Genomic DNA, 26,109 nt, shown 5'->3' on the forward strand with positions numbered 1-26,109 from the left:
CGCGAGCGGCGTGCGGGGCGGAGCCGGAGTCGTCCTCCGGTCAGCCGGCGACCGGCGCCCCGAGCTGACCCGGGGTGTCGGCGGCGGCCCGCGGAGCGAGGGCCTTCTGCGCGAGGACGCCGAAGACCACGGCGAACACCGCCCACAGGACCAGCTGGATGGCCAGCGAGGCCAACCTGAACTCCCAGAGGAGCGCGGCCGGGAAGCCCGCCTGGACGGCGTCGTCGTTCGACGGGAGCACCGCGAAGGCGACGGCCGTCACGGCGACGAAGCCGGCACCGGCGGCCAGGGTCGCGTTCCAGTTGCCCAGACGCGGCGCGAGCCGACGCCCTGCGATCACCGCGGCGATGCCGAGGAGCACGCTGAGCAGGATCATCAGGAAGAACAGCGTCGTGCGCTTCCCGATGGTGTCCGGATTGCCGACCGCCGGCGGAGTCGCCGGGTACTTGAGGAACGGCACCAGGTAGACGGTCGTGAACGCGGCCGCACCGACCAGCGCCGCGGTCGCCCGCGGGCTGAACCGGCCGACGCGTCCCAGGGCGAAGGAGAACGCGAGCGCGGCGATGCCGCCCAGCGCCACCCCGTACACCAGAACACCGGTGGCCAGGCCGAGAGTCGACTGGACGTCGCGGCTGACCGCTTCCTCTTCCTCCGCCGCGTCCTCGGTGGCCGCGCCGCCGCCGTGACCGGCGTGCGCCGCGGGCGCCGCGTGGGCTTCGTGGGCGGCCTGGGCCTCCTCGACGGCGATGGCGCCGTCGACGGGAGGCTCACCCACCACGTAGGCCACGGTGAAGGCGAAGAGGCCGGCGATCAGGCCCGCGAGCATGCCGCGGACCAGCAGGGCTCTCACAGTTGAGGCGTGCATGTGCGGGGCGCCCCTCAGTGGCAGGGGAAGCCGAGCAGGTGGCGACCGTCGTGCACCCACTCGTGCACGTCGGAGCCCGCGAACAGCGAGGTGGCACCCTGCTCGGCACCGACGAAGTACAGCGCGATCAGGGCGAGAAGGCCGACGAAGAAGGCCCAGGGAAGGACGGCCCGGACGGGCAGCGGAGCCGGTACGGCCACGGAAGGGGCGGATACGGCAGCGGAGACGACAGCCTCGGCCATGATGAAACCTCCTGCGGGAACTCGCGTCCCAAACGGTGGTGCAAGACGACGGTCCACGGGTCTGACTTCCCGAGACGCCACCTTTCGTGGCGCCGCGGCTTACAGTGGCGCGACCGTGCCGGGTTCTCACCGGACTTCCGTCTCGCCGTCGTCACGCTGTTCAAATGTCGCCTGACCGTACCGCGTGCCGGGTCCGCCGCCAAGAGTGTGAGGCCTGGATCACTCTCCGTACGCCCCCTCCGCACACCCCAGAAGAGACGAAGGAGCCCGATGACCGTCCGGCTGACGCTGATCTCCCCGGCGACGAGCGAAGCCCTGCGCGAGGTGCGCTTCGACGACGACGGCCCCCTCGACCCGGCGGGGATCGCCCGTGCCGAGGCCGTCGCCCCGTCGGTCGCCCCGGCCTCCCGCGCGTACACCTCGCCGTCCGAGCGCTGCCGTCGCACCGCGGAGGCGCTCGGCCTCCGGGCCGAGCCGGCGCGTGAACTCGCCGCCTGCGACATGGGGAGTTGGCGGGGACGGACGCTCGCCGCCGTCGCCGCGAGCGAGGAACCCGCGGTCGCCGCCTGGCTCTCCGACCCGTCGGCGGCGCCCCACGGCGGCGAGTCCCTGCGGGACCTCCGCCACCGCGTCGCCGCGTGGCTCGACGCCCTCGGGACCACCTCGGGCCCCGTCACCGCCGTCGCCGAACCGGACGTCCTCCGCGCCGCCGTCCTCCACGCCCTCGCGGCACCGGACTCCACCTCCTGGCGCCTCGACGTGCGCCCCCTGAGCGCCGTCCACCTCACCGGCCGCGCGGGCCGCTGGAACGTGCGGGTCGGCGAGCAGCTCGGGACCCCCTAGGGGGTCCCCTGGTGGCTCACACGGGCCGGTGCCACTCCCGGATCAGCAGGTAGCCGAGGTACGCGCCGCCGACGGCCATGGTGTACAGGCCGACCGGCAGGTCGTCGAACAGGGGCAGTTGCTGAGCGGTGAGGTCGGCGAGGACGAGGAGCAGGGCGCCGAGGAGCGTCGACATGACGAGGTGGGGGCCGCCGCTGCGGGTGACGCGCTTGGCGATCTGGGGCGCCGTCAGGGAGATGAAGGCGATCGGACCCGCGACACTGACGGCGCCGGCGGAGAGCACGATCGACAGGGCGACCGCGGCGGTGGCCGTGCGGGCCGGGCGGGCGCCGAGACCCGTCGCGGTGTCGTCGCCCATCTCGCCGATGCTCAGCGGCCGGGCGAGCAGCGCGGCGAAAGGCACGGACACGAGGAGGACGATCCAGATCACCGTCGCGTCGTCCCAGGAGCGGGCGGACAGGCTGCCGTTGATGTACGCGGTGAGGGCGCTGGCCTTGTCCCGCTCGACGGCGTACACCACGTACTGGGTCAGGGCCGTCGCCATCGCGGCGACACCGATGCCCGCCACCACCAGCCGCCCCGGGCTGCGGAAACCGGTCCCGGTGGCGAAGTAGACGACGGCCATGGCGATCAGCGCGCCGAGCAGGGAGCCGACGGCGACCGGCATGGCGTCGGGCAGGAAGAGCGCGGCGGCCGCCGCGCCCGCACCGGCTCCTGCGCCGAGCCCGATCACGTCCGGGCTGCCCAGCGGATTGCGCGTGACGGACTGGAACAGGGCCCCGGACAGGCCGAAGGCCGCGCCGGTGGCGATGGCCACCACGAGCCGCGGGCCGCGCAGCCGGTTCAGGACGAAGGCGTTCTTGCCCGTGGCCTCGCTCATGAGGGCCGACGGCAGGTCGGCGAGGTGGATGCCGAGCCGGCCCATCGACAGCGTCGCCGTGGCGGCGCCCAGGAGCAGCAGCAGGGTGACGGCGGCGGCGATCAGGGAGGAGCGGCGCACGGGCACGGCGACCCAGGGGCCGATCCGTACGAGGGTGCGCCGCGGCGGCCGGGCCGGACGGCGCGCCGCCGCGGCCCGCGGGCCGGCCGCGGTGTCGGTCGGGGTCTCGGTCGCGGTGTCGGTCGGTTCGGCGGTCTTCATGCCGCTCCCCTCATGCGGCGGACGGCGAAGAGCAGGGCGGGGGCGCCCACGAACGCGGTGACGACGCCGACCATCAGCTCCTGCGGCCGCAGGAGGACCCGTCCGATGACGTCCGCGAACAGCAGCAGGGTGGGTCCCGCGAGGGAGGAGAACAGGATCTGCAGGCGGAAGTCGGCGCCCACCAGGGCCCGGACGAGGTGCGGGACGGCGAGTCCGACGAAGGCGATGGGCCCCACCGCCGCGGTGGCGGCGCCGGCGAGCAGGGTCGCGGCGAGCAGCCCGGCGCCCTTCACGCGCGCGGGGCTGATGCCGAGCGAGGCCGCCTTGTCGTCGCCCATCGCCATGGCGTTGAGCCCCGGCGCGAGCAGCGCCGCGAGGACGAAGCCGGCCCCGGCGAACGGCAGGACCGCCCACACGGCGTCGAACCCGCGACCGCCGAGCGCTCCGACGACCCAGTAGCGGTAGGTGTCGAAGACCTGGGGCCTGGACAGGGCGACGGCCTGGATGAAGGCGGCGAGGACGGCCGAGAGCACCGCGCCGGCGAGGACCAGGCGGACCGGGCCGTTGCCGCCGCCCGCCGTGCCGATGAGGTGGACGACGACACCGGTCGCGAGTGCGCCGACCAGCGCCCACCAGATGGTCTCCCGCTGCCCGGAGGCGCCGAGGAACGCGGTGGCGGCGACGATGCTGGCGGACGCGCCCGCGTTGATGCCCAGCAGTCCGGGCTCGGCCAGCGGATTGCGCGTGATGCCCTGCATCAGGGTGCCGGCGACGGCGAGGCAGAGACCCGCGAGCACCCCGAGCGCGGTGCGCGGGTAGCGGCTCTCGATGACGGTACGGGTGTAGTCGTCGCCGCCGCCGGTGACGACCCGCAGGACGTCGCCGGCGGACGTCGGCTTGCTGCCGAACATGACGCTGGCGAGCAGCGCGAGGGCGAGCAGGGTCAGGCAGAGGACGGCGGCCATGACATGCCGGCCAGGGCCCCGTCGCACGACGGGGCCCTGGCCGATCCGGGAGAGAGTGGTCACGCTGGGTCCGCTGTTACTTCCCGGCCTTGGCGACGGCCTTGTCGATCATCGGCAGGTAGCGCTCGATGCTGTACGGCACCGTGAGCGGGTTGATCATCGAGGAGGCGGTGACGAACGGGGTGTCGTGGCTGTAGACCAGGGCGCCCTTCTTCACGGCCGGGATGGCCGCGTACAGCGGCTGGCCCTCGACGGCCTTGCGGGACTTCTCGTCCATGTAGAAGGTGAAGGCGATGTCGCTCTTCGCCAGCTTGTTGGCGTTCTCCAGGCCGATCAGGGCGGAGTCGGTGCCCTCGGTCTCCGGGAAGGTGTTCACGATCGGGTCGACCTTGAGGCCCAGCTTGGAGACCATGGCGACGCGCTGCTCCTCGGGCTTGAAGATGCCGAGGCTGCCGGGGCCGGTGTTGTAGATGTACGAGAACGTGACGTTCTTGTAGTGGGGGCGGGAGGCGGCCGCGTCGGCGAGCTGCTTGTCGATCTTCGACTCGAGCTCCTTGGCCTTCTCCGGCTGACCGAGCGCCTTGGCGATGATCTCGATCTGCTGGTCCCAGTTCGTGCTCCACGCCTTCTCGGGGTAGGCGACGGTGGGCGCGATGTCCTTGAGGATGTCGTACTGCTTCTGCGTCAGGCCGGACCAGGGGGCCAGGATGACGTCGGGCTCGAGCTCGGTGATGGCCTCGATGTCGAGCTCCTCGCCGCCCTTGAACTGCTTGGGCAGCGTGCCGCCGGACTTCGTCACGGCCTCGTGGATCCAGGGGAGGTAGCCGGACTTGTCGCTGCCCCAGGGGTACTCCTCGATGCCCACCGGGACGTTGCCGAGGGCGATGGCGGTCTCGGCCGAGCCCTGGCCGAGGGTCACCACGCGCTTGGGCTTGTCCTTGATGACCGCGTCACCGAGAGCGCTCTTGATGGTGACGGGGAAGGCGCCCGCCGGAGCCTTGGCCGCCGAGCCCGCAGCGTCGTCTTTCTTCTCGTCCGAACCGCACCCGGTCACCATCAGGCCGAGCGAGACCGCGGCGGCGCCCGCCGCGAGGACGCGACGGCGAAGGGGGGTGAACACAGAAGGCATGGTGGATCCTTGTCTCCGGGCAGGGGGTGCTGGGGCGCGGCCACGGGCTCCCCGGGCAGGGGTGGGCCGGGCAGCGACCATCGCGAGGCGTTGTTAGGTGAGCCTAACCTATCTCTTCCGGGTGTCGATCACCAGACCGCCCACCGGACCGCCGGCCCCCTCGCGAGCCCCTCGCCCGACCGGTCACCGGACCCCGTCCACCGGACCGCGCCCACCGGACCGCCCGTCAGGCCCCCGGCTCACCCCAGGCCGTGGTCAGTCCGTCCAGCCAGGCCGGCGGCAGCTCGGCGGCGTCCCACTCCTCGTGCAGCGCCTCGGGCGCCGTGGCGAGCCGCTCCAGCACGGCGACGCTGGTGGGGGAGTGGACGAGCGAGTAGCGGCCGTGGATCGCGATGGCGCTGCCGGGGCCGTACTCGGCGTACAGCCTTTCGAGGTGCGCGCGGTGGGTGGCCGCGAACTCGGTCAGGCGTCCCGCGTACCGGGAGCGCTGCCGGGAGCTCATCGTGCCGAGGACGGCCCTGAGCACCTGATCGGTGACCTCGGGGTCGAGGTCGGACTCGTCCGTGAACGACAGGTAGAGCGGGGTCATCGCGACCTTCGTCCGCGCGAGCTCCGTCCGCCCCACCGGCGGGCGTTCGTCCGGGGAGCCGGTCGTCGGGTCGGCGGCGACGGCGCTCCGCAGGGCCCGTTCGGCGATGTCGCCGAGCGCCTCGGTGACGGCCCGGGTGCCGTCCCGCCAGCCGGCCGCGTACGGCTCGTCCTTCGCCTCGGGCGCGTCCCACGGCCCCTTGCCGACCTCCTCGTACGCGAGCGCGAGGGCACCGGCCTCGACGAAGCCGATGAGCTCCTCCGCGTCGCCCGACCAGACCCCCGCCCGGGCGAGCAGCTGGAGGAGGGTCCTCTTCGCGTTGAGGACGCTGACCGCGTCCAGTTGCTGCCGTCCTTCTTCGGCGGTGGTCATGGGGCTCTCCTCGGCGTAGGGACGGCGCGGTGCGGGTACGCGGAACGCTCGCTTCGAGCCTACGCAACGCCCGCCCTCCGCCGCCCCCACCTGCGGGTGCGTCAGTCGAGGAACTCCCCGTCGCGGGCCACGACGACGCCGCCGTGCACGACCATGTCCCGGCGGGGCATGTCGACGACGACCTGGGGCAGGCACTCGCCCCGCACGAGGACGAAGTCGGCCGGCGCGCCGGGCGCGAAGTCGGCGTGCGCGAGGCCCATCACGTCCGCGCCGCCGTGGGTCGCGACGCGGTAGCACTCCGCCAGTTCGTCGTCGAGGCGCACGTCCGTCACCCAGCCCAGGATGTGCGCACGGTGCATCATGTCGGCGTTCCCGAACGGGCTCCAGGAGTCGCGCACGCCGTCGGAGCCGAGGCCGACGCGCACGCCGTGCTCGCGCAGCCGGGCGATCGGCAGGACCAGGGAGTCGGACGGCGCGACCGTCGTGAGGGCGATGTCCTGCGCGCCCAGGTCGGTGGCGAGGGAGCCGAGTTCACGATCCGTCAGGCCGGGCAGGCAGAAGACGTGGCTGACGGTGACCTTGCCGGCCAGCGACAGGGCGCGCGTGCGGTCGATGATGCCGCGCATGGCCTTGACGCCCTTCTCGCCGCGGTCGTGCAGGTGGATGTCGACGCCGACGCCGTGCCGGTCGGCGATGCCGAAGACGGTGTCGAGCTGCTCGTCGAGGGCCTGGTCGAAGCCGATCGGGTCGATGCCGCCGATCATGTCGACGAGGCCCGTGCGCGCCGCCTTCTCCAGGAGCGCCGCCGTGCCCGGGGTCCGGATCACGCCGTGCTGCGGGAAGGCCACGATCTGGACGTCCAGGGCGTGCCGCAGCCGCTCTCGGGCCTCGGCCAGTCCCTCCACGCCGGCGAGGCCGTAGGCGGGCGCCACGTCGGCGTGGGCGCGCATCGCCCGGGTGCCGCGGGCGACGGCGTGGGACATCAGGCCGTACGCGCGCTCCACGACGGGTCGGCGCTGGCTGCGGAACAGCTCCACGTCCTGGGCGACGTAGTCGGCGATGGCGTTCGCGGGCCGCCGCGACACCCACGAGCCGCCCCACGTCGTCTTGTCGGGGTGGATGTGGGCGTCGACCAGGGACGGCAGCGCGATCCGGCCGCCGCCGTCGACCACCTTCGCGCCCCGGGGCGCCGGGCCGTCCGAGATCCGGCCGTCGACGACCACCAGGTCCGTGGCCCGCGCCGCACCGAGCACCCGCACGTTCCGGAAGACCACGGTCCGCGCGCGGTGCCCCGTGCCGCCGGCCGCGGCGGACGCGGTGGGTCCGGAACCGGTGTCCGCCGCGTGGGCGGTGCCCGCCGTCGCGGCCGTCGCCGCGGTCGTGCCGGCGAGCGCGGCGGCCCCGGCCAGCACCGTGCGGCGGGACAGCGCGCCAGTGGACGAGGGGGAGGACGGGGGAGTGGCTTCGACGCGCACGGGAGCTCCTGGGGAGTAGGCCGATGACTTCCCCGTTTTGTATACCAACGTCGAGACGACGGACAAGAGGTTGATTCAACGGCCGGGATCAGGTCTCCTTTTGTGCGGCTTCTCTGCCGGGAAGGGCGTGAGAGGGGGCCGGGAGGGTGCCTCCGTCCCGCTCTTGGTATACAAATAGCGTCAGCTGTCGCCGAAGAGGGAGCGCAGGGCGACGGCCCTGCTGTCGCGCACGTGCAGCAGCGTGCTCGCCGCCGCGGCCTCCGGGTCGCCCGCCGCGATGTGCCGGTACATCTCGGCGTGCTGGGCGCGCATGTGGGCGGGTTCCTCGCGCAGGCCGAACACCAGCCGCAGCTGCCAGCTCAGCTGCTCCATGGTGCGCCCGAGGAGCGGGTTGCCCGACAGTGCGACGACGCCCTCGTGGAAGGCGGTGTGAGCGGCCACCTCGCGGGTCCCCTCGTCGGCCGCGGCCGCCGACTCGGCCTGGTGGAGGGTGGACCGGAGCGCGGCGAGCCCCTCGGCGCCGCCCGCCGCCACGGCCCGCGCCGCGAGCCGTGAGGCCTGGACCGCGAGCGGCTCCCACACCTCGTACAGGTGCTCCACGTCGGTCCGTTCGAGGCGCCGCACGCGGACGCCGCTGTGCGGGAGCAGTTCCAGGAGGCCTTCGGTGACCAGGGCGCGGAGCGCCTCGCGCACCGGTACGCGGGACATGCCGAGTTCCTCGGCGACCTCGCGCTCGACCAGGCGCGCCCCCTGCGCGTACCGCCGGTCGACGATGCGCTGGAGGACGGCCTCGCGGGCCCGGGCGCCGAGCGGGGCCGCGGCCGTGGCGGGGGTGTCGGTGAGGGGCGGACGGGGGCCGCCGTCCGCGGCCGCCGCGCCGGTCCTGCGTCTGTCCGCCACCGTTTCCGTCCTCTTCCGTCCGTCGTCGGATGCCGGGCCGAGGATACGTCGGTCCGCGCCGCGTGTGTCCCCCGACTGGCCCCGTCCGGTCTGTGGTTGCCTTACGGAGACATCGTCACATTTGTTCCCGATGCCGTGAAAGGTGTCTTTCGTGTCGCAGGAAGAACGGAAGCCCGACGGCCGCCGGGCGGACGCCCCACGGGCGGGCGGGGCGCCGCTGCCCGTGACGGCGGACCTGCCCGGCCGCCCCGACCAGCACCACCGGGCCCGCACCGACCGGATCGTCTTCGGCGTCACCGCCGTCCTCACCGTCGCCTTCGTCGTGTGGGGCGCCACCGCCACGGACAGCCTGGAGAGCACCTCCAGCAAGCTCCTCGACGGACTCATCCGCAACGGCGGCTGGGCGTTCATGCTCGTCGCGTCCGGGTTCGTGGTGTTCGCCCTGTGGCTCGCCATCAGCCGCTACGGCCGGATCACCCTCGGCCAGGAGGACGAGGGCCCCGAGTTCCGCACGGTGTCGTGGATCGCCATGATGTTCAGCGCCGGCATGGGCATCGGCCTCATGTTCTACGGCGTCAGCGAACCCCTGGCGCACTACGGCACCCCGCCGCCCGGCACCCGCCCCGCCGACTCGGCCGAGCGGATGGAGACCGCGATGGCCACCACGCTCTTCCACTGGACGCTCCACCCCTGGGCGATCTACGCCGTGGTCGGCCTCGCCATCGCGTACTCCACCTTCCGGCGCCGCCGCCGGCAGACCATCAGCGCCGTCTTCGTCCCGCTGATGGGCGAGCGGCGGGCGTACGGCGGGCCCGGCCGGGTCATCGACATCCTGGCCATCTTCGCGACGCTCTTCGGCTCCGCGGCCTCACTCGGCCTCGGCGCGCTCCAGATCGGCAGCGGCTTCGAGGAACTGGGATGGATGGAGAAGACCGGCACGGGACTGCTGGTCGCCATCATCGCCGTCCTGACCGTGGCCTTCGTGCTCTCCGCCGTCTCCGGCGTGGAGAAGGGCATCCAGTGGCTGTCCAACATCAACATGGTGCTCGCCGCCGTGCTCGCCGTCTTCGTCTTCGTGGCGGGACCGACCATCGTCGTGCTCGACCTGCTGCCCACCTCCCTCGCCGCCTACATCGGCGACCTGCCGCAGCTCGCCGGCCGCACCGAGGCGACCAGCGGCGCGGACATCCACGACTGGCTGGGCAGCTGGACCGTCTTCTACTGGGCCTGGTGGATCTCCTGGACGCCGTTCGTCGGCATGTTCATCGCCCGCATCAGCCGCGGCCGCACCATCCGCCAGTTCGTCGGCGGCGTCATCCTCGTCCCCAGCACCGTCAGCCTGGTCTGGTTCGCGATCTTCGGCGGTACGGCGATGAAGCTCCGCGAGCAGGGCGAGCTGGCCGGCGAGACCACCCCCGAGGGGCAGCTGTTCGGACTGCTCCAGGAGTTCCCGATGACCGGCGTCATGAGCCTGCTCGTGATGATCCTCGTGGGGATCTTCTTCGTCTCGGGCGCGGACGCCGCCTCGATCGTCATGGGCACGCTCTCCCAGCGCGGCGCCTTCGAACCCACCCGGCCCGTCGTCGTCTTCTGGGGTGTCGTCACGGGCGCCGTCGCCGCCATCATGCTCCTCATCGGTGACGGCCAGGGCGACGCCCTCGCCGGCCTCCAGAACCTCACCATCCTCGTCGCGGCGCCCTTCGTCCTCGTGATGATCGGCATGTGCGTGGCCCTCATGCGCGACCTCCGGAAGGACCCCCTCATCGTCCGGGGCGAGGTCGGCCGCGAGGTCGTCGAGGTGGCCGTGATCGCCGGCCACGAGAAGTACGACGGCGACTTCGAGCTCACCATCGGCCCGGGGTCGGACGACGACCGCTCCTGACCGCGCCGGCGTCACTCGCTGTCGGTGTACCGGAACCGCGCCCACAGCGGCAGCGCGAACCAGCAGATCAGGTACCAGGCGAGGACGCCGGCGATCAGCCAGGGCACGTACGCATCGTCCGTGGCCACCCGCAGCACCAGGAGGAGGGCCGCCGTCAGCGTCGTCAGGAGCAGGATCAGCCCGGTGAAGGTCAGCCGCGAGGCCCAGACCACCGCCTGGGGTTTGATCCGCCGCCCCGACACGATCCGGTGGAAGGCCACGGGGCCGATGAGCGCACCCGTCGCCAGCGACCCGAGGACGACCGTGACGACGTAGATGGTCTTGTCGGTCTGCCCGAGCCCCTGGAAGTGCGGGGTGAAGGCCACGGTGAGGAGGAAGCCGAGGATGACCTGGACGCCGGTCTGCGCCACCCGGATCTCCTGCATCAGCTCCTGCCAGCGCCGGTCGGCGCGCTCCATCCTGCTCTCGTCGCGGCCGTGCGTCCGGTCCGCGCCGGCCTGCGCGTCCTCTGCCATGGACGTCTCCTTTCCCACGCCGGTGGATCAGGCGCGGCCCGCCGCCTTCTGGGTGCGCCGGGAGAGGGAGTCGACGACCACGGCGGCCAGGAGGACCGAACCGGTGATCATGAACTGGACGGCGTTGCTGACGCCCATGATGTTCATGCCGGACTGGATCGAGCCGATCACCAGCGCGCCCAGGAGCGCGGACCAGACCGAGCCGCGTCCGCCGAAGAGGCTGGTGCCGCCGATGACGGCTGCGGCGATCACGTTCATGAGCAGGTTGCCGCCGCCGGAGGTCTGGCTCGCGGACTGGATCTGGCCGGCGAGGAACAGGCCGCCGACCGCCGCCATGGTCCCGGAGATCGAGAACACGGTCATGCGGACGAACGCGACGCTGATGCCCGCCCTGCGCGCGCCCTCGATGTTGCCGCCCACCGCGAAGATCCGCCGGCCGTAGGTGGTGCGCCGCAGCACGAAGTCCAGGAGCACCAGCAGGATCAGGAAGACGAGGAGGGCCAGCGGAAGCCCCTGGTACTGGTTGAGGATGTACGCGGTGGCGAACGCGATGGCGGCGAGCACGACCGTGCGCAGCACGATCTCGGCGACCGGCCGGGACGGCACCCGCGCCGAGCGGCGGCGCCGGGCGTCGAGCAGCGAGGCCGCCAGGAAGAGCCCGACCCCGACCGCCGCCGTCACGTACGCGGCGGCCGGGCTGTGGTAGATCGTCGAGTAGAGCCGGGAGACGATGCTCTCGCCGGGGATGTTGACCGTGCCGCTGGTGCCGAGGATCTGGAGCATCAAGCCGTTCCAGGCGAGGTTGCCCGCCAGGGTGACGACGAACGCCGGCACGCCGACCTTCGCGAAGAAGAACCCCTGGATGAGCCCGACCGCGGCGCCGCCCAGCAGGGCGATCAGCAGCGCCAGCCACTCGTTCATCCCGTTCAGCACGTTGAGCACGGCGAAGATCGCGGCGCACAGGCCGCTCACCGAACCGACGGACAGGTCGATCTCGCCGAGCAGCAGGACGAAGACGATGCCGACGGCGATCATGCCGGTGCCGACGATCTGCTGGCTGAGGTCGGAGAGGTTCTGCGCCGAGAGGAACGTGCTGTCCAGGCTGCCGAACACCGTCCAGATGATGATCACGGCCAGCACCACGGGAAGGGAGCCCAGCTCACCGCTGCGCAGCTTGCGCCGGAACTCCCCGAGGTACCCCTTCAGGCCCTCCTCGCGGACGAGGAGCCGGGTGTCGACGGCCGGAAGGGCACCGGGTGCCGGTTCCTGGGTGGCGTCGTCGGGGCCCGGGACGCGTCGGTCGCGCTTCATCGCTCCTCCTCCCGCTTGCGGGCCTGGCGGCGGGTGACGGCGCTGTCGGTGGCGCCGGTGATGGCGGAGATGATCTCCTCGGTGGTCGTGGAGCTCTTGTCGAAGACGCCGTTGTTCCGGCCGAGGCGCATGACGGCGATCCGGTCCGCGACGGCCATCACGTCCACCATGTTGTGACTGATCAGGATCGTCCCGAGACCCTGTACGCGGAGCCGCTCCACCAGGTCGAGGACCTCCGCGGTCTGCTCCACGCCCAGTGCGGCGGTCGGCTCGTCGAGGATCACGACCTTCGGCGCGCCGATCAGCGAGCGGGCGATGGCCACCGTCTGCCGCTGGCCGCCGGAGAGGGACGCGACGGGGATGCGGACGCTCGGGATGCGGATCGACAGCGTGTCGAGGAGCTCGTGCGCCCGCTGGTCCATGCGGACCTCGTCGAGCACGCCGAAGCGGCGCAGCTCGCGGCCGAGGAACAGGTTGGCGACGACGTCGAGGTTGTCGCACAGGGCCAGGTCCTGGTAGACGGTGGCGATGCCGAGGTTCTGGGCGTCGTGGGGCCGGTTGATCGAGACCGGCCGGCCCTCCCACTCGATGACGCCCTCGTCGGGCGGGTTCACCCCGGCGATGGTCTTGACGGCCGTGGACTTGCCGGCGCCGTTGTCGCCGACGAGCGCCACGACCTCGCCGGGGCGCACCTCCAGATCGAATCCCTTCAGCGCCTGGACCGCGCCGAACCGTTTGGAGATCCCCCGCAGGGTGAGCACGGGTGACTCCTGCAAAGGAACCGCCTCCTCACGGAGAGCTGGGCCGGGGCGCTCGTCGCTACTGGAGACCGGCCTCCTTGCAGGCCGCCGCGTACGTCGGGGTGCAGATCTCCTGGACCGTGTAGAGACCGTCCTTGACGACGGTGTCCTTGATGTTGGTCTTGTCGACGACGACCGGGGTCAGCAGGTTCGCCGGCACCTTCTGGCCGCTGCCGCTGGTGACGGTGGTGGGCACCAGGTCGGCCGGGAGCGGCTTGCCCTCGGCCAGGTCGACGGCCATCGTCGCGGCGATGTCGGCCTCCGGCTTGTACGGCTTCTCGATGGTGATGGTCTGGGTGCCGAGCAGGATCCGCTGGATCGCGTCGAGTTGGGCGTCCTGACCGGTCAGCGGCACGTTCATGCCCGCCGCCTTGAGGGCGGTCGAGATGCCCGCGGCCAGTCCGTCGTTGGCGGAGTAGACGCCGACGATCTTGTCCTTGCCGAGGGCGCTGATCGCGCCGGACATCTGCTGGTTGGCGTTGTTCGGGTCCCAGTTGGGGGTGTCGTACTCCTTGCCGATCTTCACCTTGCCGTCGAGGACCGAGTGCGCGCCCGCCTTGAACTCCGCCGCGTTCGGGTCGGTCGGCGAACCGTTGTGCATCACGATCACGCCGCTGCCGGCCTTGTCGCCGAGCGCGTCCACGAGCGCCTGGCCCTGGAGTTCGCCCACCTTGCGGTTGTCGTACGAGACGTAGGAGTCGACCGGACCCTGCGCGAGGCGGTCGTACGCGACGACCTTGACGCCCGCGTCGTGGGCCTTCTGCACGGAGGACTGGATGGACTTGGCGTCCACGGCGTCCAGGATGAGGACCTGGTCGCCCTTGGCGAGCGCGGTGTTGACCTGCTGCTGCTGGGTCGTGGCGCTCTCCGCGGCGTTGTAGTAGTCGATCTGGGCCCCGGGGGCCAGCTCCTTGATCTTGGCCTCGATGTAGGGCCGGTCGAACTTCTCGTACCGCGTGGTCTTGCTCTCCGGCAGCAGCAGGCCGATCCTCACGTCGTCCTGTGCCGCCGATCCCGTGCCCGGCTGGGCCGCGCCACTGGTCGCCACCGCGCCCAGGGAGAATGCGGCGGCGCCGGCCAGGGCTATCGCAGCCCGCAATGTACGGGTCATGGGAGGCTCCTTTCGTCCGCCCCCCTTCCCCTCGCCGTGCGGACACGGCAGCCGGATGAACTTGTGGCCTATATATCGACATTAGCCGCAACCTGGAGACCGGCAAGCGGGTGGGAAGCGGCCGGTCACGGCGATGGCCCCACCCGGCCGCAGCCCGTCACGGCCGCGGCCCCACCCCGCCGCCGGTCACGACGGCGCGGAGCCGTCGACCGCGTCGGTGGCCCGCAGCAGCCTCAGGAACGCCTTGAGGCCGGTGATGATCTCCTCGTTGTCGGTCAGCCGGTTCACCGTCGACTCGAACTCCCGCGCCAGGGCGGCGATTTTCCGGTCGGTGGCGTCGGCGCGCTCGTGCGCCGAGAGGGCGATGGCGTCCGCGGTGCGGCGCAGCTCGGCGAGCGCCCGGTACTGCTCCTCCGCCTTGCCGTCGAGGACCGAGGCGCCGCCCTCCAGTGCGGCCACCCGGTCGCGCAGCGCCACCACGTCGTCACGCGGGTGCGTGACCTCCCTGAGGAGCGTGCCGAGCCTGCGCCGCAGCTGCCCGAAGTACGCGCCGGCGGGCCGGAAGAACGTGCTCGCGAGGAAGAACCCGGCACACCAGTAGCCCGCCTCGCGGCCCGTCGCGGCGGCCGCCGCCACCGCCGCGGCCGCCGTCGCCAGATGGCCGGCGACGGCGACCCGCAGCATCACCCGCGCGATGCGCCCCGCCTCGGCGTCCCGCTCCTTCGGGACGGCGATCCCCTTCTCCCGGCTGACCGCGATCTCGGCGAGCACCGCGTGGGCCCGGAAGTAGAGGTTCCACGGCGTCGTCAGGAGCAGCAGGAGCCACAGCAGCCCGAGGACCCCCGCGCCGACGGCGAGCACCGCGCCGGGCGGCGCCCCCACCGCGTACGCCAGCACCAGCGCGCCGACCGCCAGCCCCGCCGTCACCAGACCACCCACGACCTTGCGCATGCCGCCCCCTCCGCACCCCTGTACCGTCCTCGCGTCATGGTCCCGCCGTCGCCCCGCGCCGACATGAGTACCGCTACTCAGATCGACGCTGGCCCGACACCGCCCCGAGTGGGACAATTCGTACGAAGCGACAATGAGTCCGCGCCGGCGAGCGGATGCCGACGAGGCCTCCCGTCGGACGAAGAAGGCATCATGGCCGCCATCACGGAATCCATCGACATCTCCCGCACGCCCGCCGACGTCTTCGGCTACGTGACCGACCCCACGCACCTGCCCGCCTGGCAGGAGAGCGCGGTCTCCGTCCGCAGGCTCGGGGACGCCCCCTTCGGCGTCGGGTCGAAGGTCGCCGTCACCCGGCGCCTCGGCCGACGCGAGATCACCCAGACCATGCAGGTCGTCGAACTCGACCCGCCGAGGCACTGGCACGTGCACGGCATCGACGGCCCCGTACGCGGCGACGTCCAGGGCACCATCGAACCCCTCGACGACGGCGAGCGGTCACGCCTGACCCTCTCGCTCGACTTCGAGGGCCACGGCATCGGAAAGGCCCTCGTCCCCCTCGTCGTCCGCCCCCACGTCCGCAAGGAGATGCCGAAGGACGAACGCACCCTCAAGGGCATCCTGGAGAGTTCCGCCGCACCCTAGGGCCTGCCGTCACATCCCCGTCTGCCCCACGACGCCTGGCGCGCGGGGGACGAACGCCGGTCGCAGGGAAGGGTCCACCGGGTCGTAGTAGCGGTGGAACACCGGGGTCGCGGACCCGGACACCGGCGGGACGATCCAGCTCCAGTCGGCGGGAGTGGCCCGGCCCAGGCGGCGCTCCCGGTCGATGTGCCGGAGGAAGCGCTCCGACTCGGTGTGGTGGTCGGCCATCGTCACCCCGGCCTCCTGGAAGGAGTGCAGCACCGCCACGTTGAGCTCGACGAGCGCCCGGTCGCGCCACAGCGTGCGCTCGCTCGACCGGTCCAGGCCCAGCCGGTCCGCGACCACCGGGAGCAGGTCGTAGCGCTCGGCGTCGGCGAGGTTCCGGGCGCCTATCTCCGTGCCCATGTACCAGCCGTTGAACGGCGCCGCCGGATAGCGCACCCCGCCGATCTCCAGCGCCATGTCGCTGATCGCGGGCACCGCGTACCAGCGCAGCCCCAGGTCCGCGAACCACGCCTGCTCGGGGTGGGTGAGCGCGACCTCGTGCACGGCGTCGTCCGGGAGTTCGTACCACCGCGGCCGGTCGCCGGGACGCTCCTCGACCATCAGCGGCAGCACCTGGAACCGCTCCTCGTTCCGCTTCCAGCCCAGGCCGACGGCCCGCTCGGACAGCGGCGCCCCGCGCGGATCGCCGGTCCAGCCGCCGTCGGGCGCGCGGTGCCCCGCGTACCGGACCAGCTGGTCGTTGACGATCCGCGGCCCGGGGCGGCCCGGCCGGTCCGGGGCGAAGACGGAGATCACCGGGCGGATCCGGCCGCCGTTGCCGGCCTGCCGCAGGTGGGCGAAGCAGTCGGCGGCGACGTCGTCGGCCGCCGACACGTGCCGCAGGTCCCGCACCACCAGGCTCCGCCAGTACAGCCTGCCGATGCAGCGGGCCGCGTTCCGCCATGCGACCCGGGCACCGAACGCCAGCTCCTCGGCCGTGTGTTCATAGGTTCCCGTCAGGCCGATCTCGGACCGGACCGCACGCACCCTGAGCTCCACGTCGCCCGCGCCCGGCTGCTCGCGGTGGAACTGCCGGACGAACTCCTCCGCCTCGCGCAGGTCCGTCGGCACCGCCCCGGCCCGCCCCGGTGGCGCGCCCGCCGGCGCGGGGCCGTCGGGGCCCGACGCGTACGGACAGGCGGCGCTCGTGGGGACAGACTTCCGGCGGCGGCTCAGGCTGAAGATCAAGGTGTTCCCTCCCGGGCTCATGACTACCGCATGAACACGATCGGGCGCGGAGAGTAGGCCGTTCTCCGCCCGGGGAGGGAACCCCGCTGCTACGCTGCCGGACGCCTGCGGCCGTCAGGCCAGTACGACCGGGAGGTCGAACAGGTCGTTCTGCGTGACCACCGGCTTGTTCCGCAGCTCCTCGCGCGGCACGGCGAGGCGCAGCCCCGGGAAGCGCGCGTACAGGGCCGGCAGGGCCACCGACGCCTCCAGCCGCGACAGGGCCGCGCCCGGGCAGACGTGCGGACCGTGGCCGAAGGAGATGTGACGGTTCGGCGCACGGGTCACGTCGAACTCGCCCGCCGTCGGACCGTGCTGCTCCTCGTCGCGGCCGATCGCGCCGAACGACACGATCAGCGCGTCGCCCTTCGGCAGGATCCGGTCGCCCACCTCGATGTCCTCGGTGGCGAAGCGGATCAGCACGTGCGAGGTCGGCGTCGACCAGCGCAGGGTCTCCTCGATCACGTTCGCCCACGGCACCTCGCCGGCGAGCACCAGGGCGCGCTGCTCGGGGTGGGTCTCCAGGGCCACGACGGCGTTGACGATCAGGCTGATCGTCGTCTCGTGCCCGGCCGCCACCATCAGCTGGAGGGTGTTGGTGATCTCCTCCGTGGAGAGCCGGTCGCCGCCCTCCGACGCCTCGATCAGCGCGCTGGTCAGGTCGTCCCCGGGCTTCTCCGCCTTGCCCGCCACGATCCCCGCGAACAGGGCGCCGAGGTCCGCCATCATCTGCGGCACCTCCTCGGGCGGGGTCTGCGTCGAGAAGAACTTCTCGAACAGGGCCTTCATCCGCGGGTGGTCGGCCGCGTCGACGCCCATGAGGTCGCTCACCACGTTCATCGGCAGCGGGTACGCGAACTCCGCCTTCAGGTCCACGACCTCGCCGGCCGGGCGCTCCGCGAGCCGGTCCAGCATGCCCGTGGTCAGTGCCTCGATGCCCTCGCGCAGCCGCTCCACCCGGCGCGCGGTCAGCGCCTGCGCGACCAGCGTGCGCAGCCGCCGGTGCTCGTCGCCGTCGACCGTCAGCATCGACCTGCCGGGGTTCGCCAGGCCGATCAGCGGCCAGTCCATGGGTATCTCGCCGCGCTGCCAGGCGCCCCAGACGTCGATGTCCTTGACCAGGCGGGCGTCGGTGAGCAGCCGCCGCGCCTCGGCGTGGTGGGTGACGGCCCAGCAGGCGACCCCGCCGGGCAGGACGACGCGGGCCAGCGGGCCCGCCGCCCGCAGCCGGGCGCTCTCGCCGTCGAGGTCGGCGACGAACGGGTCCAGGGTGATGGCGTCGGTGCCGGACGCGGCGGCGTGGGCGTGCGGGCAGGTCATCCGAGTGCTCCAAGTGCGGGGGTCGGGGTGTACGTCACGGGAAGCGCGGTGAGGCCGCGCAGCCAGGGGGAGGGCCGCCGGGCGAGGGCGCCCTCGGCGACCGCGAGGTCCACGTCCGGCAGCCGGTCGAGCAGCACCTCGATCCCCGTCCGGGCGATGGTCTCGGCGACCTCCTGGGCGGGGAAGGGGCAGCGGTGCTCGCCGTGGCCGAAGGACAGGTAGGCGTTGTTGCCGCCGGTGAGCCGGCCCGAGTCGGCCCGCACGTGCGGGTCCGCGTTCGCGGCGGCCAGACCGAGGAGCAGCAGGTCGCCGCGGCCGATCCGGCGCCCGCCGAGGTGGGTGTCGCGGGAGGCCCACCGGCCGGCGACGTTCTGCGTGGGGGTGTCCTCCCACAGCACCTCGTTCATCGCCTCGCCGACGCTGTGCCGGCCCCCGGAGAGCGAGGCCGCGAACCGGTCGTCGGTGAGCATCAGCCGCAGCGAGTTGCCGATCCAGTCGGCCGTGGGCTGGTGGCCGGCGGCCATCATCACCATGAGGTCCTGGGCGACCTCCTCGACCGTGAAGCCGGCGGTGTTGCCGAGCATCCGGGAGGCCACGTCGTCGCCCGGCGCCTCCGCCTTCGCGGCGAGCAGGGCGAACATGGACTCGGCCAGGTGGCGCTGGCCCTCCAGCGCGCCCTCCTGACCGTTGATCATGTCGTTCATGGCGGTGACGAGCGCCGGGCCCTGCTCGTCGGCGAAGCCGTACACGCTGGCGAGGACGCGCACCGGCAGCAGCATCGCGTACTCGGCGATGATGTCGCAGGCGCCCTTCCCGCACAGCCCGTCGATCAGCTCGTCGGCGAACCGCTCGGCCCGTTCCTTCAGGACGAACGGGTCGATCGCCTCCAGGGCGTCCGAGATGACGGCCGCCCGCTCGCGGTGGCGCTCGCCGACGGTGTACAGGATCGACGGCTGCTTGCGGCCGATCATGGGCAGCAGGGGCCAGTCCGCCGGGATGGCGTCCCACTGGTTCCACAGCTCGGAGTCCCGGGAGAAGAGCACCGGGTCGCTGGTGACCTGGTGGAGCTCGCGGTAGCCGAGGACCAGCCAGGCGGGCACGTCGCCGTCGAGGACGACGGGGGCGACCGCTCCGTGCTCGCGCCGGATCTGCCGGTACAGCTCGTTGGGGTCGGTCTGGAACCGGGGCCCGCTCAGGAGGACGGGCGGCTGCTCGGGGAGGGTCACGGGGCGGGCTCCGGTATCGGCTGCGGGACCGGCCGCTCGGCCGGGGCGACGACGGTCCGCAGGTGCTCGACGAGCGCGATGAGGACCTGCTTGCTCGACTCCCGCGACCGGGCGTCGCAGAAGACCAGCGGGACCTCGTCGGCGAGGTCGAGGGCCCCGCGGATCTGGGCGGGGGTGTGGGCGGGACCGCCGAAGTCGTTGCAGGCGACGACGAACGGCGTCCCGTGGTGTTCCAGGCGGTCGATGGCGTACCAGGAGTCGGCGAGCCTGCGGGTGTCCACGAGCACGACCGCGCCGAGCGTCCCGGAGAACAGCCGGTCCCAGAGGAACCAGAACCGCTCCTGGCCGGGCGCCCCGAACAGGTACAGGACGTTGTGGGCGTCGAGCGAGATCCGACCGAAGTCGAAGGCCACCGTCGTGGCCGACTTCGCGGCGACGCCGTCGGTGTCGTCGACGCCCTCGCCGGCCTGGGTCATCGTCTCCTCGGTGTTCAGCGGACGGATCTCGCTGACCGAGCGGACCAGGGTGGTCTTGCCGACTCCGAAACCGCCGACGACGACGATCTTCAGCCCGTTGTCGGCGGTGCTGCGCAGGGTCTGGCGCTGATCAGAGGTTACGGAGTCCAACGAGCACCTGCTCCAGGATGTCGTGATCGGGAAGGCGGTACGACGCACGGGGGTGACGGGCGCTGATCCGGCCGGTGTCGTGCAGGTCGGCCAGGAGGATCCGCGTGATCGACACCGGCAGGCCGAGCCCGGCCGCGACCTCCACCACCGCCGTCGGGAGACGGCACATGCGCAGGATCGCCGCGTGCTCGGACTGCATGCCGGGCACCGGGTCGCTCTCGGAGACCACCAGGGTCACCAGGTCGAAGGCGTCGGAACCGGCGCGGCTGCGGCCGCCGGTCAGGGTGTAGAGGCGGTCGGGGGAGTCGTCCCGGCCCGGCCTGCCGCGGCTCATCCCCGGGGCCTCGCGACCAGGTGCTCGCCCAACTGCTCCACCAGCTCGGACATGTTGTGGCCGACGAGGCCGGCGTCGGCGTCCTCGTCGGCGACGACCGCGAGGTGCGCCCCCTCGCCGGCCTCCACGATGAACAGGATGCCGCCGTAGAACTCGGCGATGGCGGAGCGCACCCCGCCCGTGCCGTCGCCGAACTCCACGGAGGCACCGTGCGACAGGCTCTGGATGCCGGCGGCTATCGCGGCGAGCTGGTCGGCCTGGTCGACGGAGAGCTCGGGGGTGCGGCAGAGCTTGAGTCCGTCGCGGGACAGCACCAGGGCGTGCCGGGTGCCCGGGGTGCGTTCCAGCAGGCCCTCCAGGAGCCAGCTGAGCTTCTCGTCGGTGGTGGAGCCGGTCATTACGGGGTGCCTTCCGGGTACGGGGGGTTCGAGGACGGCGACGGCGTCCGGGGGGCGGACGCCGGGCCGGCCGGATCGGACGGTACGGCGGGGGTGCCGGGGTGGTCTTCGGGTGCGGACGCTGCGGGGGCGGCCGGGTCCCGCGGGGCGGGCGCGGTGGCGGGGGAGCGCGTCGCGTCCGCCGCCCCGCCGGACTCCGCTCCCGCGTCGCCCGGCGGTTCGCCGGCGGGCCGGCCGGCGGAGGTGCCGCGGACCGCTCGGCGGAAGGTGCCGAACCGGTTCGCCGCGCCGGCGGCCGCGCCGGTGCGCGGGCCCTCGGCGGGTGCGCCCGTAGCGGTGTCGGGGCCTTCGGGGTGGGCGGCGGCCATCGCCCGGCCGCGCCGGCGCTGCGGCAGTCCGCTCTCGCCGAACCGCGGGTGCTCGCCGGTGCTTTCGGCCGCGCTGTCGTGCACGGTCTCGGGCTCGGGTACCGGAGCGGCCGGCGGCGGGACGGCCGCCGCGGGTGCGGGTGCGGGTGCGGCCACGGCGCGGCCCGAGACGGGCGGCAGCGGGTCGGCGGGGGCGACGGTCGGTTCCGCGGGCGTGTGGCTGATGAGTTCCTGAGGCAGCATCAGGAGGGCGCCGGTGCCGCCGCGCGCGGAGGGGCGGAACGACACGGTCAGGCCGTGCTTGCGGGCGAGGCGGCCGACGACCGCGAGGCCGAGGCGGGTGCCGGAGAGGCCGGCCAGGTCCTGCGGGGCGGAGCCGACGGCGGCCTCGGCGCGGCGCTGCTGGACGTCGCTCATGACCAGGCCGCTGTCCTCGACGGCGATGATGACGCCGGCGGGGACCTCCTCCACGTAGACGTGCACCTCTGCGGTGGGCGGCGAGAAGTTCGCCGCGTTGTCCATGAGCTCGGCCAGCGCGTGCATGACGCCCTCGGCCGCGTGGCCGGCGACGGCCGCGTCGCTGCTGGAGTGCAGCCGCACCCGCTGGTAGCCGCTGATCCGGCCCATGGCGCCGCGCAGGATCGACTCCATGACGATCGGGCGGGCCCAGCGGCGGCCGGACCTGGCCCCGCTGAGCACGGCGACGGAGTCGGCGAGCCGGCCGGCCTGCGCGGTGCGGTGGTCGAGGTGGAGGAGGTCGGTCAGGACGTCCTCGTCGGCGTGCCGGTTCTCCATCTCCCGCAGGTCGGCGAGCATGCTCGTGGCGAGCGCCTGCATGCGGCCGGCGGCGTTGGCCGCCGCGGCCATGGCGGCGGACCGGCCGGACTCGGCGCGGCGGAGCCGGGTTTCGAGGAGTGCGGTGCCCGCGGCGTTGTCCCGGGCGAGTGCGGCGACCTCGGCCGCGTGGGCCCGGACGAGGTCCTCGGTCCGTGCCGCGTGGGCCGCTTCGGCGGCCGCGGTCTCCGTCGTCCGTCGTTCCTCCAGCGCGGCCGCCTCGCGCTCGGCGGCGGCCGTGAACCGGGTGGCGTAGGCGTCCTTGGAGGCGATCTCGGCGGCGAGGGTCTCGGCCCGCCGGCTCAGCGCGCGCGAGGTCCGCCCGTACCAGGTCACGGCGTAGGCCGCGGCCGAGAGCAGCAGGACGCCGCAGGCGCCGAGCCAGCCCAGCGGGGTGCGGACGCCGCCCGGTGCCGCGGCGACGGCCGCGGCGGCGAGCGCGCCACCCGCGGCGGCGGTCAGCAGCGAGGCGATCAGGGCAGGGCGGAAGGGGGTGGGTGACGCCGACATCGACCAGACTCTCGGGAGCGGGCACACGGGGGAAGGGGAGTCGCAACGACGGCACTATAGATCCGTTGTTGATCAGTTCGGAACTCTCCTGATCGGATCGGCATCCGTAACTGAGAATACTTTTCCGCTACTGCGTCCAGAAGATCCGTACTTGCCGACCCCCCAGGAAGTACCGTCGGGTAACCACTTCCTGAGACCCCGTCGCCCAGGCGACACGCCTACCCGGCCCGGCGCGGCTCCGGCCGGGCCTTCAGCCGGTGGAGGGTGAAGCCGTGTGCCGCGGGGTCCAGGGGCCTGGTGGCCGCTTTGAAAAGGTATTCGGCCCGCGCGTACGACAGCCGGCGGCGGCCCGTCTCCGGGCACAGGTCCTCCGGAGCCGGAACACGGCCCGGTCCCGGGCGCCGCTCGGAGAGGAACACCGGCCCCCGCGTCCGCCCGGCGAGGAGCCCGGGCAGGAGCAGGGCGGTACCGGAGCGCCAGCTCACCCACGCGCCGCCCGCACGCCCCCTGCGGTCGTCCAGGTCCAGGTCCTCGACGTCCAGCGACAGCACCGCCTTCACGCCGGCGCCCGACTCGTGGAGCAGCCGCCACAGCGTCCGTTCGCGGAGCGGCACTTCCGGATCGCTCCACAAGGCGTCGAGCTGCGCGGAGCTCAGCGGCACCGCGCGGGCGCGCGTCTCGGGCCGGCGCTCCAGCTCCGCGGCGAGGTCGCCCAGGGACGCCCAGGCACCGAAGGACCGGACGGCCGAGCGGTGACGGTTCCAGGTGCGGGCCGCCGCCCCGCCCCAGGCCGTCGCGAACACCCCCGCCACCTGTTCGGCCGTCAGGGAGTCCAACGGCTGCCGCTCGCCGAGCGCCAGGCACAGGCGCCGGAGGGTCTGCCCGTACGAGTGGACCGTCGCCACGTCGAGATCGTCGCGGCCCAGGAAGGCGAGGGCGGCACCGCCGAGGGTCGGCCCGCTCGGCCCGGCGTCGGGGAACGCGTCCGCCCGCCGGCGCAGAAAGGCGCGCTCCGCCTCGTTCCGGGTCAGGGCCGCCGCCCGGTGGAGCTCCGTCCGCGCCTCCTGATGCCGCCCCAGACGCGCCAGCAGGTCACCGCGCACACTGGGCAGGAGGTGGTAGTCGCGCAGCGCGGGATCGGCGAGCAGGGCGTCGACCACGTCGAGCCCCGCCTGCGGCCCGTACGCCATCCCGAGCGCCACCGCCCGGTTGAGCTGGACGACCGGCGTCGGAAGCAGCCGGGCCAACGCCTCGTACAGGGAGGCGATCCGCGCCCAGTCGGTCTCCTCCGCGGTCCGCGCCTGGGCGTGGCAGACGGCGATGGCCGCCTGGAGCACGTACACGCCGGGCGTGCCGCCGGCCTCGCGCGCCCGCAGCATCGCCGTGAACCCGCGGCGGACCAGCAGCGGGTCCCAGCGCCCGCGGTTCTGCTCGTGCAGCGGGACGGGTTCACCGGACGGCCCGGTGCGCGCGGCCGATCGGGACGCCTGGATCTCCATGAGCGCGACCAGGCCGTGCACCTCCGCCTCCTGCGGCGCGAGCTCCGCCAGGAGGCGGCCGAGCCGCAGCGCCTCCAGGCAGAGCCCGGGGCGCATCAGGTCGTCGCCGGAGGTCGCCGAGTAGCCCTCGTTGAAGACCAGGTAGACGACCTCGAGGACCGAGCGGAGGCGTCCGGCGAGCTCCGCGCCCTCCGGCAGCTCGAACGCCACCCCGGCCTCGGCCAGCGTCCGTTTCGCCCCGGCGATGCGCCGGGTGATCTCCCCGCCGGTCACGAGGAACGCCCGGGCGATCTCCTCGACCGTCAGGCCGCCGAGCAGCCGGAGCGTGAGCGCCGCCCGGGCGTCCGTCGACAGGACGGGGTGGCAGGAGACCAGCATCAGCCGCAGGACGTCGTCCTGTTCGGGCTCCTCCCGCCGCTCCAGCTCGTGGGCGAGCTCCTCCTGCTTGCGCGTCAGCCGCTGGGAGCGCCGGATGTGGTCGACCGCCCGCCGCCTCGCGGTGGTCGTCAGCCACGCGCCGGGGTTGTCGGGGATCCCGGAGACGGGCCACTGCTCCAGGGCGGCGACGAGCGCGTCCTGCGCCAACTCCTCGGCGAGGCCGACATCGCGCACCAGCCGGGTGAGCCCGGCGATGATCTTGGCCGACTCCAGTTTCCAGACCGCGTCGATCGTGCGATGGGCGTTCACCACAGGCACGATGACAGCACCCGCCCCGGCTCGCACGCAAGCCGGGACGGGTGCTCCACCCTGGTCAGGGCCCGGAGGGCGCCCGGCCCGATCGGCCGGACGCGCCCCCGGTGGTGACGGTCGCTCAGGGGCCGAAGACCTCCTGGACGACGCTCACGCCGTCGCCGACGATCCTGCGGAAGCGGCGCGCCAGCTCGATCGCCTCCTCCTTGGAACGGACCTCGATCAGCGCGAAGCCGACCACGGCCTCCTTCGCCTCGGCGAACGGCCCGTCCGTCACCGTGATCTCGTCGCCGGCGGAGGACACCAGGACGCCGCCCGGCTCCAGACCACCGGTGGCGAGCAGGACGCCGGACGCCGTCAGCTCCTCGATGAACTTGCCCATCTCGGCGAACAGGGCCTCGTCGGGGGCGGTGTCGGACGGCTTGGTCGTCATCAGGTAGCGCATGGGTTCTCGTCTCCTCGTCGTACGGATTCGCGTGGCGCGGATGCGCGCGGTGCGGATGCCGCTTCGTGTCGATGCGCGCGGCGCCGATTCGCGTGGCGCGGTGGTGCGTCGTGCGGTGGTGCGCCGTGCGGTGGTTCCGCCCGTACGTCGATCGGCGGCATGTGACAGGGAACGCGGCCATTCCCTGTCACATCGCCGGATCGACGTGTCAGTGAGAACCCGGACAGGACGAACCGAGAGGCCCCCGCCATGACCACGCTCCAGAGCCCCACCGCTTCCCCCGCCACCGCAGTCCCCACCCGGACCGGCACCCGGGCCCTCCTCGCCTGCGTGGCCGTCGCCGCTCCGCTGTGGGCGGCGGTGTCCCTGACCCAGGCCGCCACCCGCGAGGGCTTCGACATCACCCGCCACCCGCTGAGCGCCCTGAGCAACGGCTCGCTCGGCTGGCTCCAGATCGCGAACTTCCTGGTCGCCGGAGCCCTGCTCGCCGTCGGCGCGACCGGCCTGCGCAGGGCCCTCCACGGCACCGCGGGCGGCACCTGGGCCCCGCGGCTGGTGCGGATCGCCGGCCTCGGCATGATCGCCGCCGGCCTGTTCGTCATGGACCCGGCCGACGGCTTCCCCGTGGGCACCCCCTACGGGCAGCCCGCCACCCTCACCTGGCACAGCTACGCCCACTTCGCCGCCGGGTCGGTCACCTTCACCTCGCTGATCGCCGCCTGCTACGTCCTCGGCCGGCACTTCCACCGCGCCGGCGACCGCGGCTACACGATCGCCTCCCGAGCCGCCGGGACCGCCCTCCTGCTCGGCAACGGCTGGGCGATGAGCGGCGGCGAGGCCGGCACCCTCAC

At 73.1% G+C, this 26,109-nt stretch carries 26 protein-coding genes; 4 read left to right on the forward strand and 22 right to left on the reverse strand.

Annotated features, from left to right (window positions below):
* Positions 1–40 precede the first annotated feature (40 nt).
* On the reverse strand, positions 41–865 hold the full coding sequence (locus ACFCY7_RS30815; protein ID WP_376489347.1) for a CbtA family protein: 825 nt from the start codon (positions 863–865) through the stop codon (positions 41–43).
* Positions 866–879: 14 nt separating this feature from the next.
* A complete protein-coding gene (locus ACFCY7_RS30820) occupies positions 880–1,107 on the reverse strand; it encodes a CbtB-domain containing protein (protein WP_017236531.1) in 228 nt (75 codons plus the stop codon).
* A 270-nt stretch (positions 1,108–1,377) separates the two neighbouring features.
* On the opposite strand from ACFCY7_RS30820, the gene ACFCY7_RS30825 reads away from it, so the two are divergent.
* The gene (locus ACFCY7_RS30825) at positions 1,378–1,950 is read left to right on the forward strand and encodes a histidine phosphatase family protein (RefSeq protein ID WP_376489348.1); all 573 of its coding nucleotides are present in this window, start codon (positions 1,378–1,380) and stop codon (positions 1,948–1,950) included.
* A gap of 16 nt (positions 1,951–1,966) precedes the next feature.
* Here ACFCY7_RS30825 and ACFCY7_RS30830 read toward each other — a convergent pair whose 3' ends face one another.
* From ACFCY7_RS30830 to ACFCY7_RS30855, 6 genes are all read right to left on the reverse strand, one after another.
* Complete coding sequence (locus ACFCY7_RS30830) at positions 1,967–3,091, reverse strand: FecCD family ABC transporter permease (RefSeq protein ID WP_376489349.1); 1,125 nt, start codon at positions 3,089–3,091, stop codon at positions 1,967–1,969.
* Positions 3,088–4,056 (reverse strand): FecCD family ABC transporter permease, encoded by a 969-nt coding sequence (locus ACFCY7_RS30835; RefSeq protein WP_376489369.1) that lies wholly within the window; start codon positions 4,054–4,056, stop codon positions 3,088–3,090. Before ACFCY7_RS30835 ends, ACFCY7_RS30830 begins: the two co-directional genes overlap by 4 nt.
* 76 nt (positions 4,057–4,132) lie before the next feature.
* Positions 4,133–5,185 carry an iron-siderophore ABC transporter substrate-binding protein gene (locus tag ACFCY7_RS30840; protein WP_376489350.1) on the reverse strand — a complete coding sequence of 351 codons (1,053 nt, stop codon included), beginning with the start codon at positions 5,183–5,185 and terminating at the stop codon, positions 4,133–4,135.
* 226 nt (positions 5,186–5,411) lie between these two features.
* A complete protein-coding gene (locus tag ACFCY7_RS30845; RefSeq protein WP_376489351.1) occupies positions 5,412–6,146 on the reverse strand; it encodes a hypothetical protein in 735 nt (244 codons plus the stop codon).
* A 101-nt stretch (positions 6,147–6,247) separates the two neighbouring features.
* Positions 6,248–7,621, reverse strand: a complete 1,374-nt coding sequence (locus tag ACFCY7_RS30850; protein WP_376489352.1) for an amidohydrolase family protein — start codon at positions 7,619–7,621, stop codon at positions 6,248–6,250.
* A gap of 180 nt (positions 7,622–7,801) precedes the next feature.
* Complete coding sequence (locus tag ACFCY7_RS30855; protein ID WP_376489353.1) at positions 7,802–8,521, reverse strand: GntR family transcriptional regulator; 720 nt, start codon at positions 8,519–8,521, stop codon at positions 7,802–7,804.
* A gap of 151 nt (positions 8,522–8,672) precedes the next feature.
* Here ACFCY7_RS30855 and ACFCY7_RS30860 point away from each other — a divergent pair, with 151 nt between their 5' ends.
* Complete coding sequence (locus tag ACFCY7_RS30860; RefSeq protein ID WP_376489354.1) at positions 8,673–10,403, forward strand: BCCT family transporter; 1,731 nt, start codon at positions 8,673–8,675, stop codon at positions 10,401–10,403.
* A gap of 11 nt (positions 10,404–10,414) precedes the next feature.
* Here the strand turns inward: ACFCY7_RS30860 and ACFCY7_RS30865 are convergent, their stop codons facing one another.
* The 5 genes from ACFCY7_RS30865 to ACFCY7_RS30885 form a co-directional block, all read right to left on the reverse strand.
* Positions 10,415–10,918, reverse strand: coding sequence for a DUF6328 family protein (locus tag ACFCY7_RS30865; RefSeq protein ID WP_376489355.1), 504 nt, complete (start codon positions 10,916–10,918; stop codon positions 10,415–10,417).
* Positions 10,919–10,945: 27 nt separating this feature from the next.
* Complete coding sequence (locus ACFCY7_RS30870) at positions 10,946–12,229, reverse strand: sugar ABC transporter permease (RefSeq protein WP_376489356.1); 1,284 nt, start codon at positions 12,227–12,229, stop codon at positions 10,946–10,948.
* Positions 12,226–12,990 (reverse strand): ATP-binding cassette domain-containing protein, encoded by a 765-nt coding sequence (locus ACFCY7_RS30875; RefSeq protein ID WP_376489357.1) that lies wholly within the window; start codon positions 12,988–12,990, stop codon positions 12,226–12,228. Before ACFCY7_RS30875 ends, ACFCY7_RS30870 begins: the two co-directional genes overlap by 4 nt.
* A 58-nt stretch (positions 12,991–13,048) precedes the next feature.
* Complete coding sequence (locus ACFCY7_RS30880) at positions 13,049–14,140, reverse strand: sugar ABC transporter substrate-binding protein (protein WP_376489358.1); 1,092 nt, start codon at positions 14,138–14,140, stop codon at positions 13,049–13,051.
* Positions 14,141–14,326: 186 nt separating this feature from the next.
* Positions 14,327–15,091 carry a hypothetical protein gene (locus ACFCY7_RS30885; protein WP_376489359.1) on the reverse strand — a complete coding sequence of 255 codons (765 nt, stop codon included), beginning with the start codon at positions 15,089–15,091 and terminating at the stop codon, positions 14,327–14,329.
* Positions 15,092–15,283: 192 nt separating this feature from the next.
* Here ACFCY7_RS30885 and ACFCY7_RS30890 point away from each other — a divergent pair, with 192 nt between their 5' ends.
* Entirely contained in the window at positions 15,284–15,736 is a 453-nt protein-coding gene (locus ACFCY7_RS30890) for an SRPBCC family protein (protein ID WP_376489360.1), read from the forward strand.
* A gap of 9 nt (positions 15,737–15,745) precedes the next feature.
* Here ACFCY7_RS30890 and ACFCY7_RS30895 read toward each other — a convergent pair whose 3' ends face one another.
* The 9 genes from ACFCY7_RS30895 to ACFCY7_RS30935 form a co-directional block, all read right to left on the reverse strand.
* Complete coding sequence (locus ACFCY7_RS30895; RefSeq protein WP_376489361.1) at positions 15,746–16,990, reverse strand: nitric oxide synthase oxygenase; 1,245 nt, start codon at positions 16,988–16,990, stop codon at positions 15,746–15,748.
* 93 nt (positions 16,991–17,083) lie between these two features.
* The gene (locus ACFCY7_RS30900; protein ID WP_376489362.1) at positions 17,084–18,328 is read right to left on the reverse strand and encodes a cytochrome P450; all 1,245 of its coding nucleotides are present in this window, start codon (positions 18,326–18,328) and stop codon (positions 17,084–17,086) included.
* Positions 18,325–19,554, reverse strand: coding sequence for a cytochrome P450 (locus tag ACFCY7_RS30905; protein WP_376489363.1), 1,230 nt, complete (start codon positions 19,552–19,554; stop codon positions 18,325–18,327). The genes ACFCY7_RS30900 and ACFCY7_RS30905 overlap by 4 nt, the downstream gene beginning before the upstream one ends.
* On the reverse strand, positions 19,551–20,180 hold the full coding sequence (locus ACFCY7_RS30910; RefSeq protein ID WP_376489364.1) for an ATP/GTP-binding protein: 630 nt from the start codon (positions 20,178–20,180) through the stop codon (positions 19,551–19,553). The genes ACFCY7_RS30905 and ACFCY7_RS30910 overlap by 4 nt, the downstream gene beginning before the upstream one ends.
* Positions 20,161–20,514, reverse strand: coding sequence for a DUF742 domain-containing protein (locus ACFCY7_RS30915; RefSeq protein ID WP_026057728.1), 354 nt, complete (start codon positions 20,512–20,514; stop codon positions 20,161–20,163). Before ACFCY7_RS30915 ends, ACFCY7_RS30910 begins: the two co-directional genes overlap by 20 nt.
* Entirely contained in the window at positions 20,511–20,912 is a 402-nt protein-coding gene (locus tag ACFCY7_RS30920) for a roadblock/LC7 domain-containing protein (protein ID WP_017236514.1), read from the reverse strand. Before ACFCY7_RS30920 ends, ACFCY7_RS30915 begins: the two co-directional genes overlap by 4 nt.
* A complete protein-coding gene (locus ACFCY7_RS30925; protein WP_376489365.1) occupies positions 20,912–22,624 on the reverse strand; it encodes a sensor histidine kinase in 1,713 nt (570 codons plus the stop codon). Before ACFCY7_RS30925 ends, ACFCY7_RS30920 begins: the two co-directional genes overlap by 1 nt.
* Before the next feature lie 218 nt (positions 22,625–22,842).
* Entirely contained in the window at positions 22,843–24,810 is a 1,968-nt protein-coding gene (locus tag ACFCY7_RS30930) for a sigma-70 family RNA polymerase sigma factor (RefSeq protein WP_376489366.1), read from the reverse strand.
* Positions 24,811–24,934: 124 nt separating this feature from the next.
* The gene (locus ACFCY7_RS30935) at positions 24,935–25,258 is read right to left on the reverse strand and encodes a YciI family protein (RefSeq protein ID WP_376489367.1); all 324 of its coding nucleotides are present in this window, start codon (positions 25,256–25,258) and stop codon (positions 24,935–24,937) included.
* A gap of 249 nt (positions 25,259–25,507) precedes the next feature.
* Here ACFCY7_RS30935 and ACFCY7_RS30940 point away from each other — a divergent pair.
* Positions 25,508–26,109 (forward strand): DUF998 domain-containing protein (locus ACFCY7_RS30940; protein ID WP_376489368.1); only part of this gene is annotated, 602 nt, incomplete at its 3' end.

The sequence above is a fragment of the Streptomyces sp. NPDC056361 genome (genome assembly GCF_042262805.1).
Classification (GTDB): domain Bacteria; phylum Actinomycetota; class Actinomycetes; order Streptomycetales; family Streptomycetaceae; genus Streptomyces.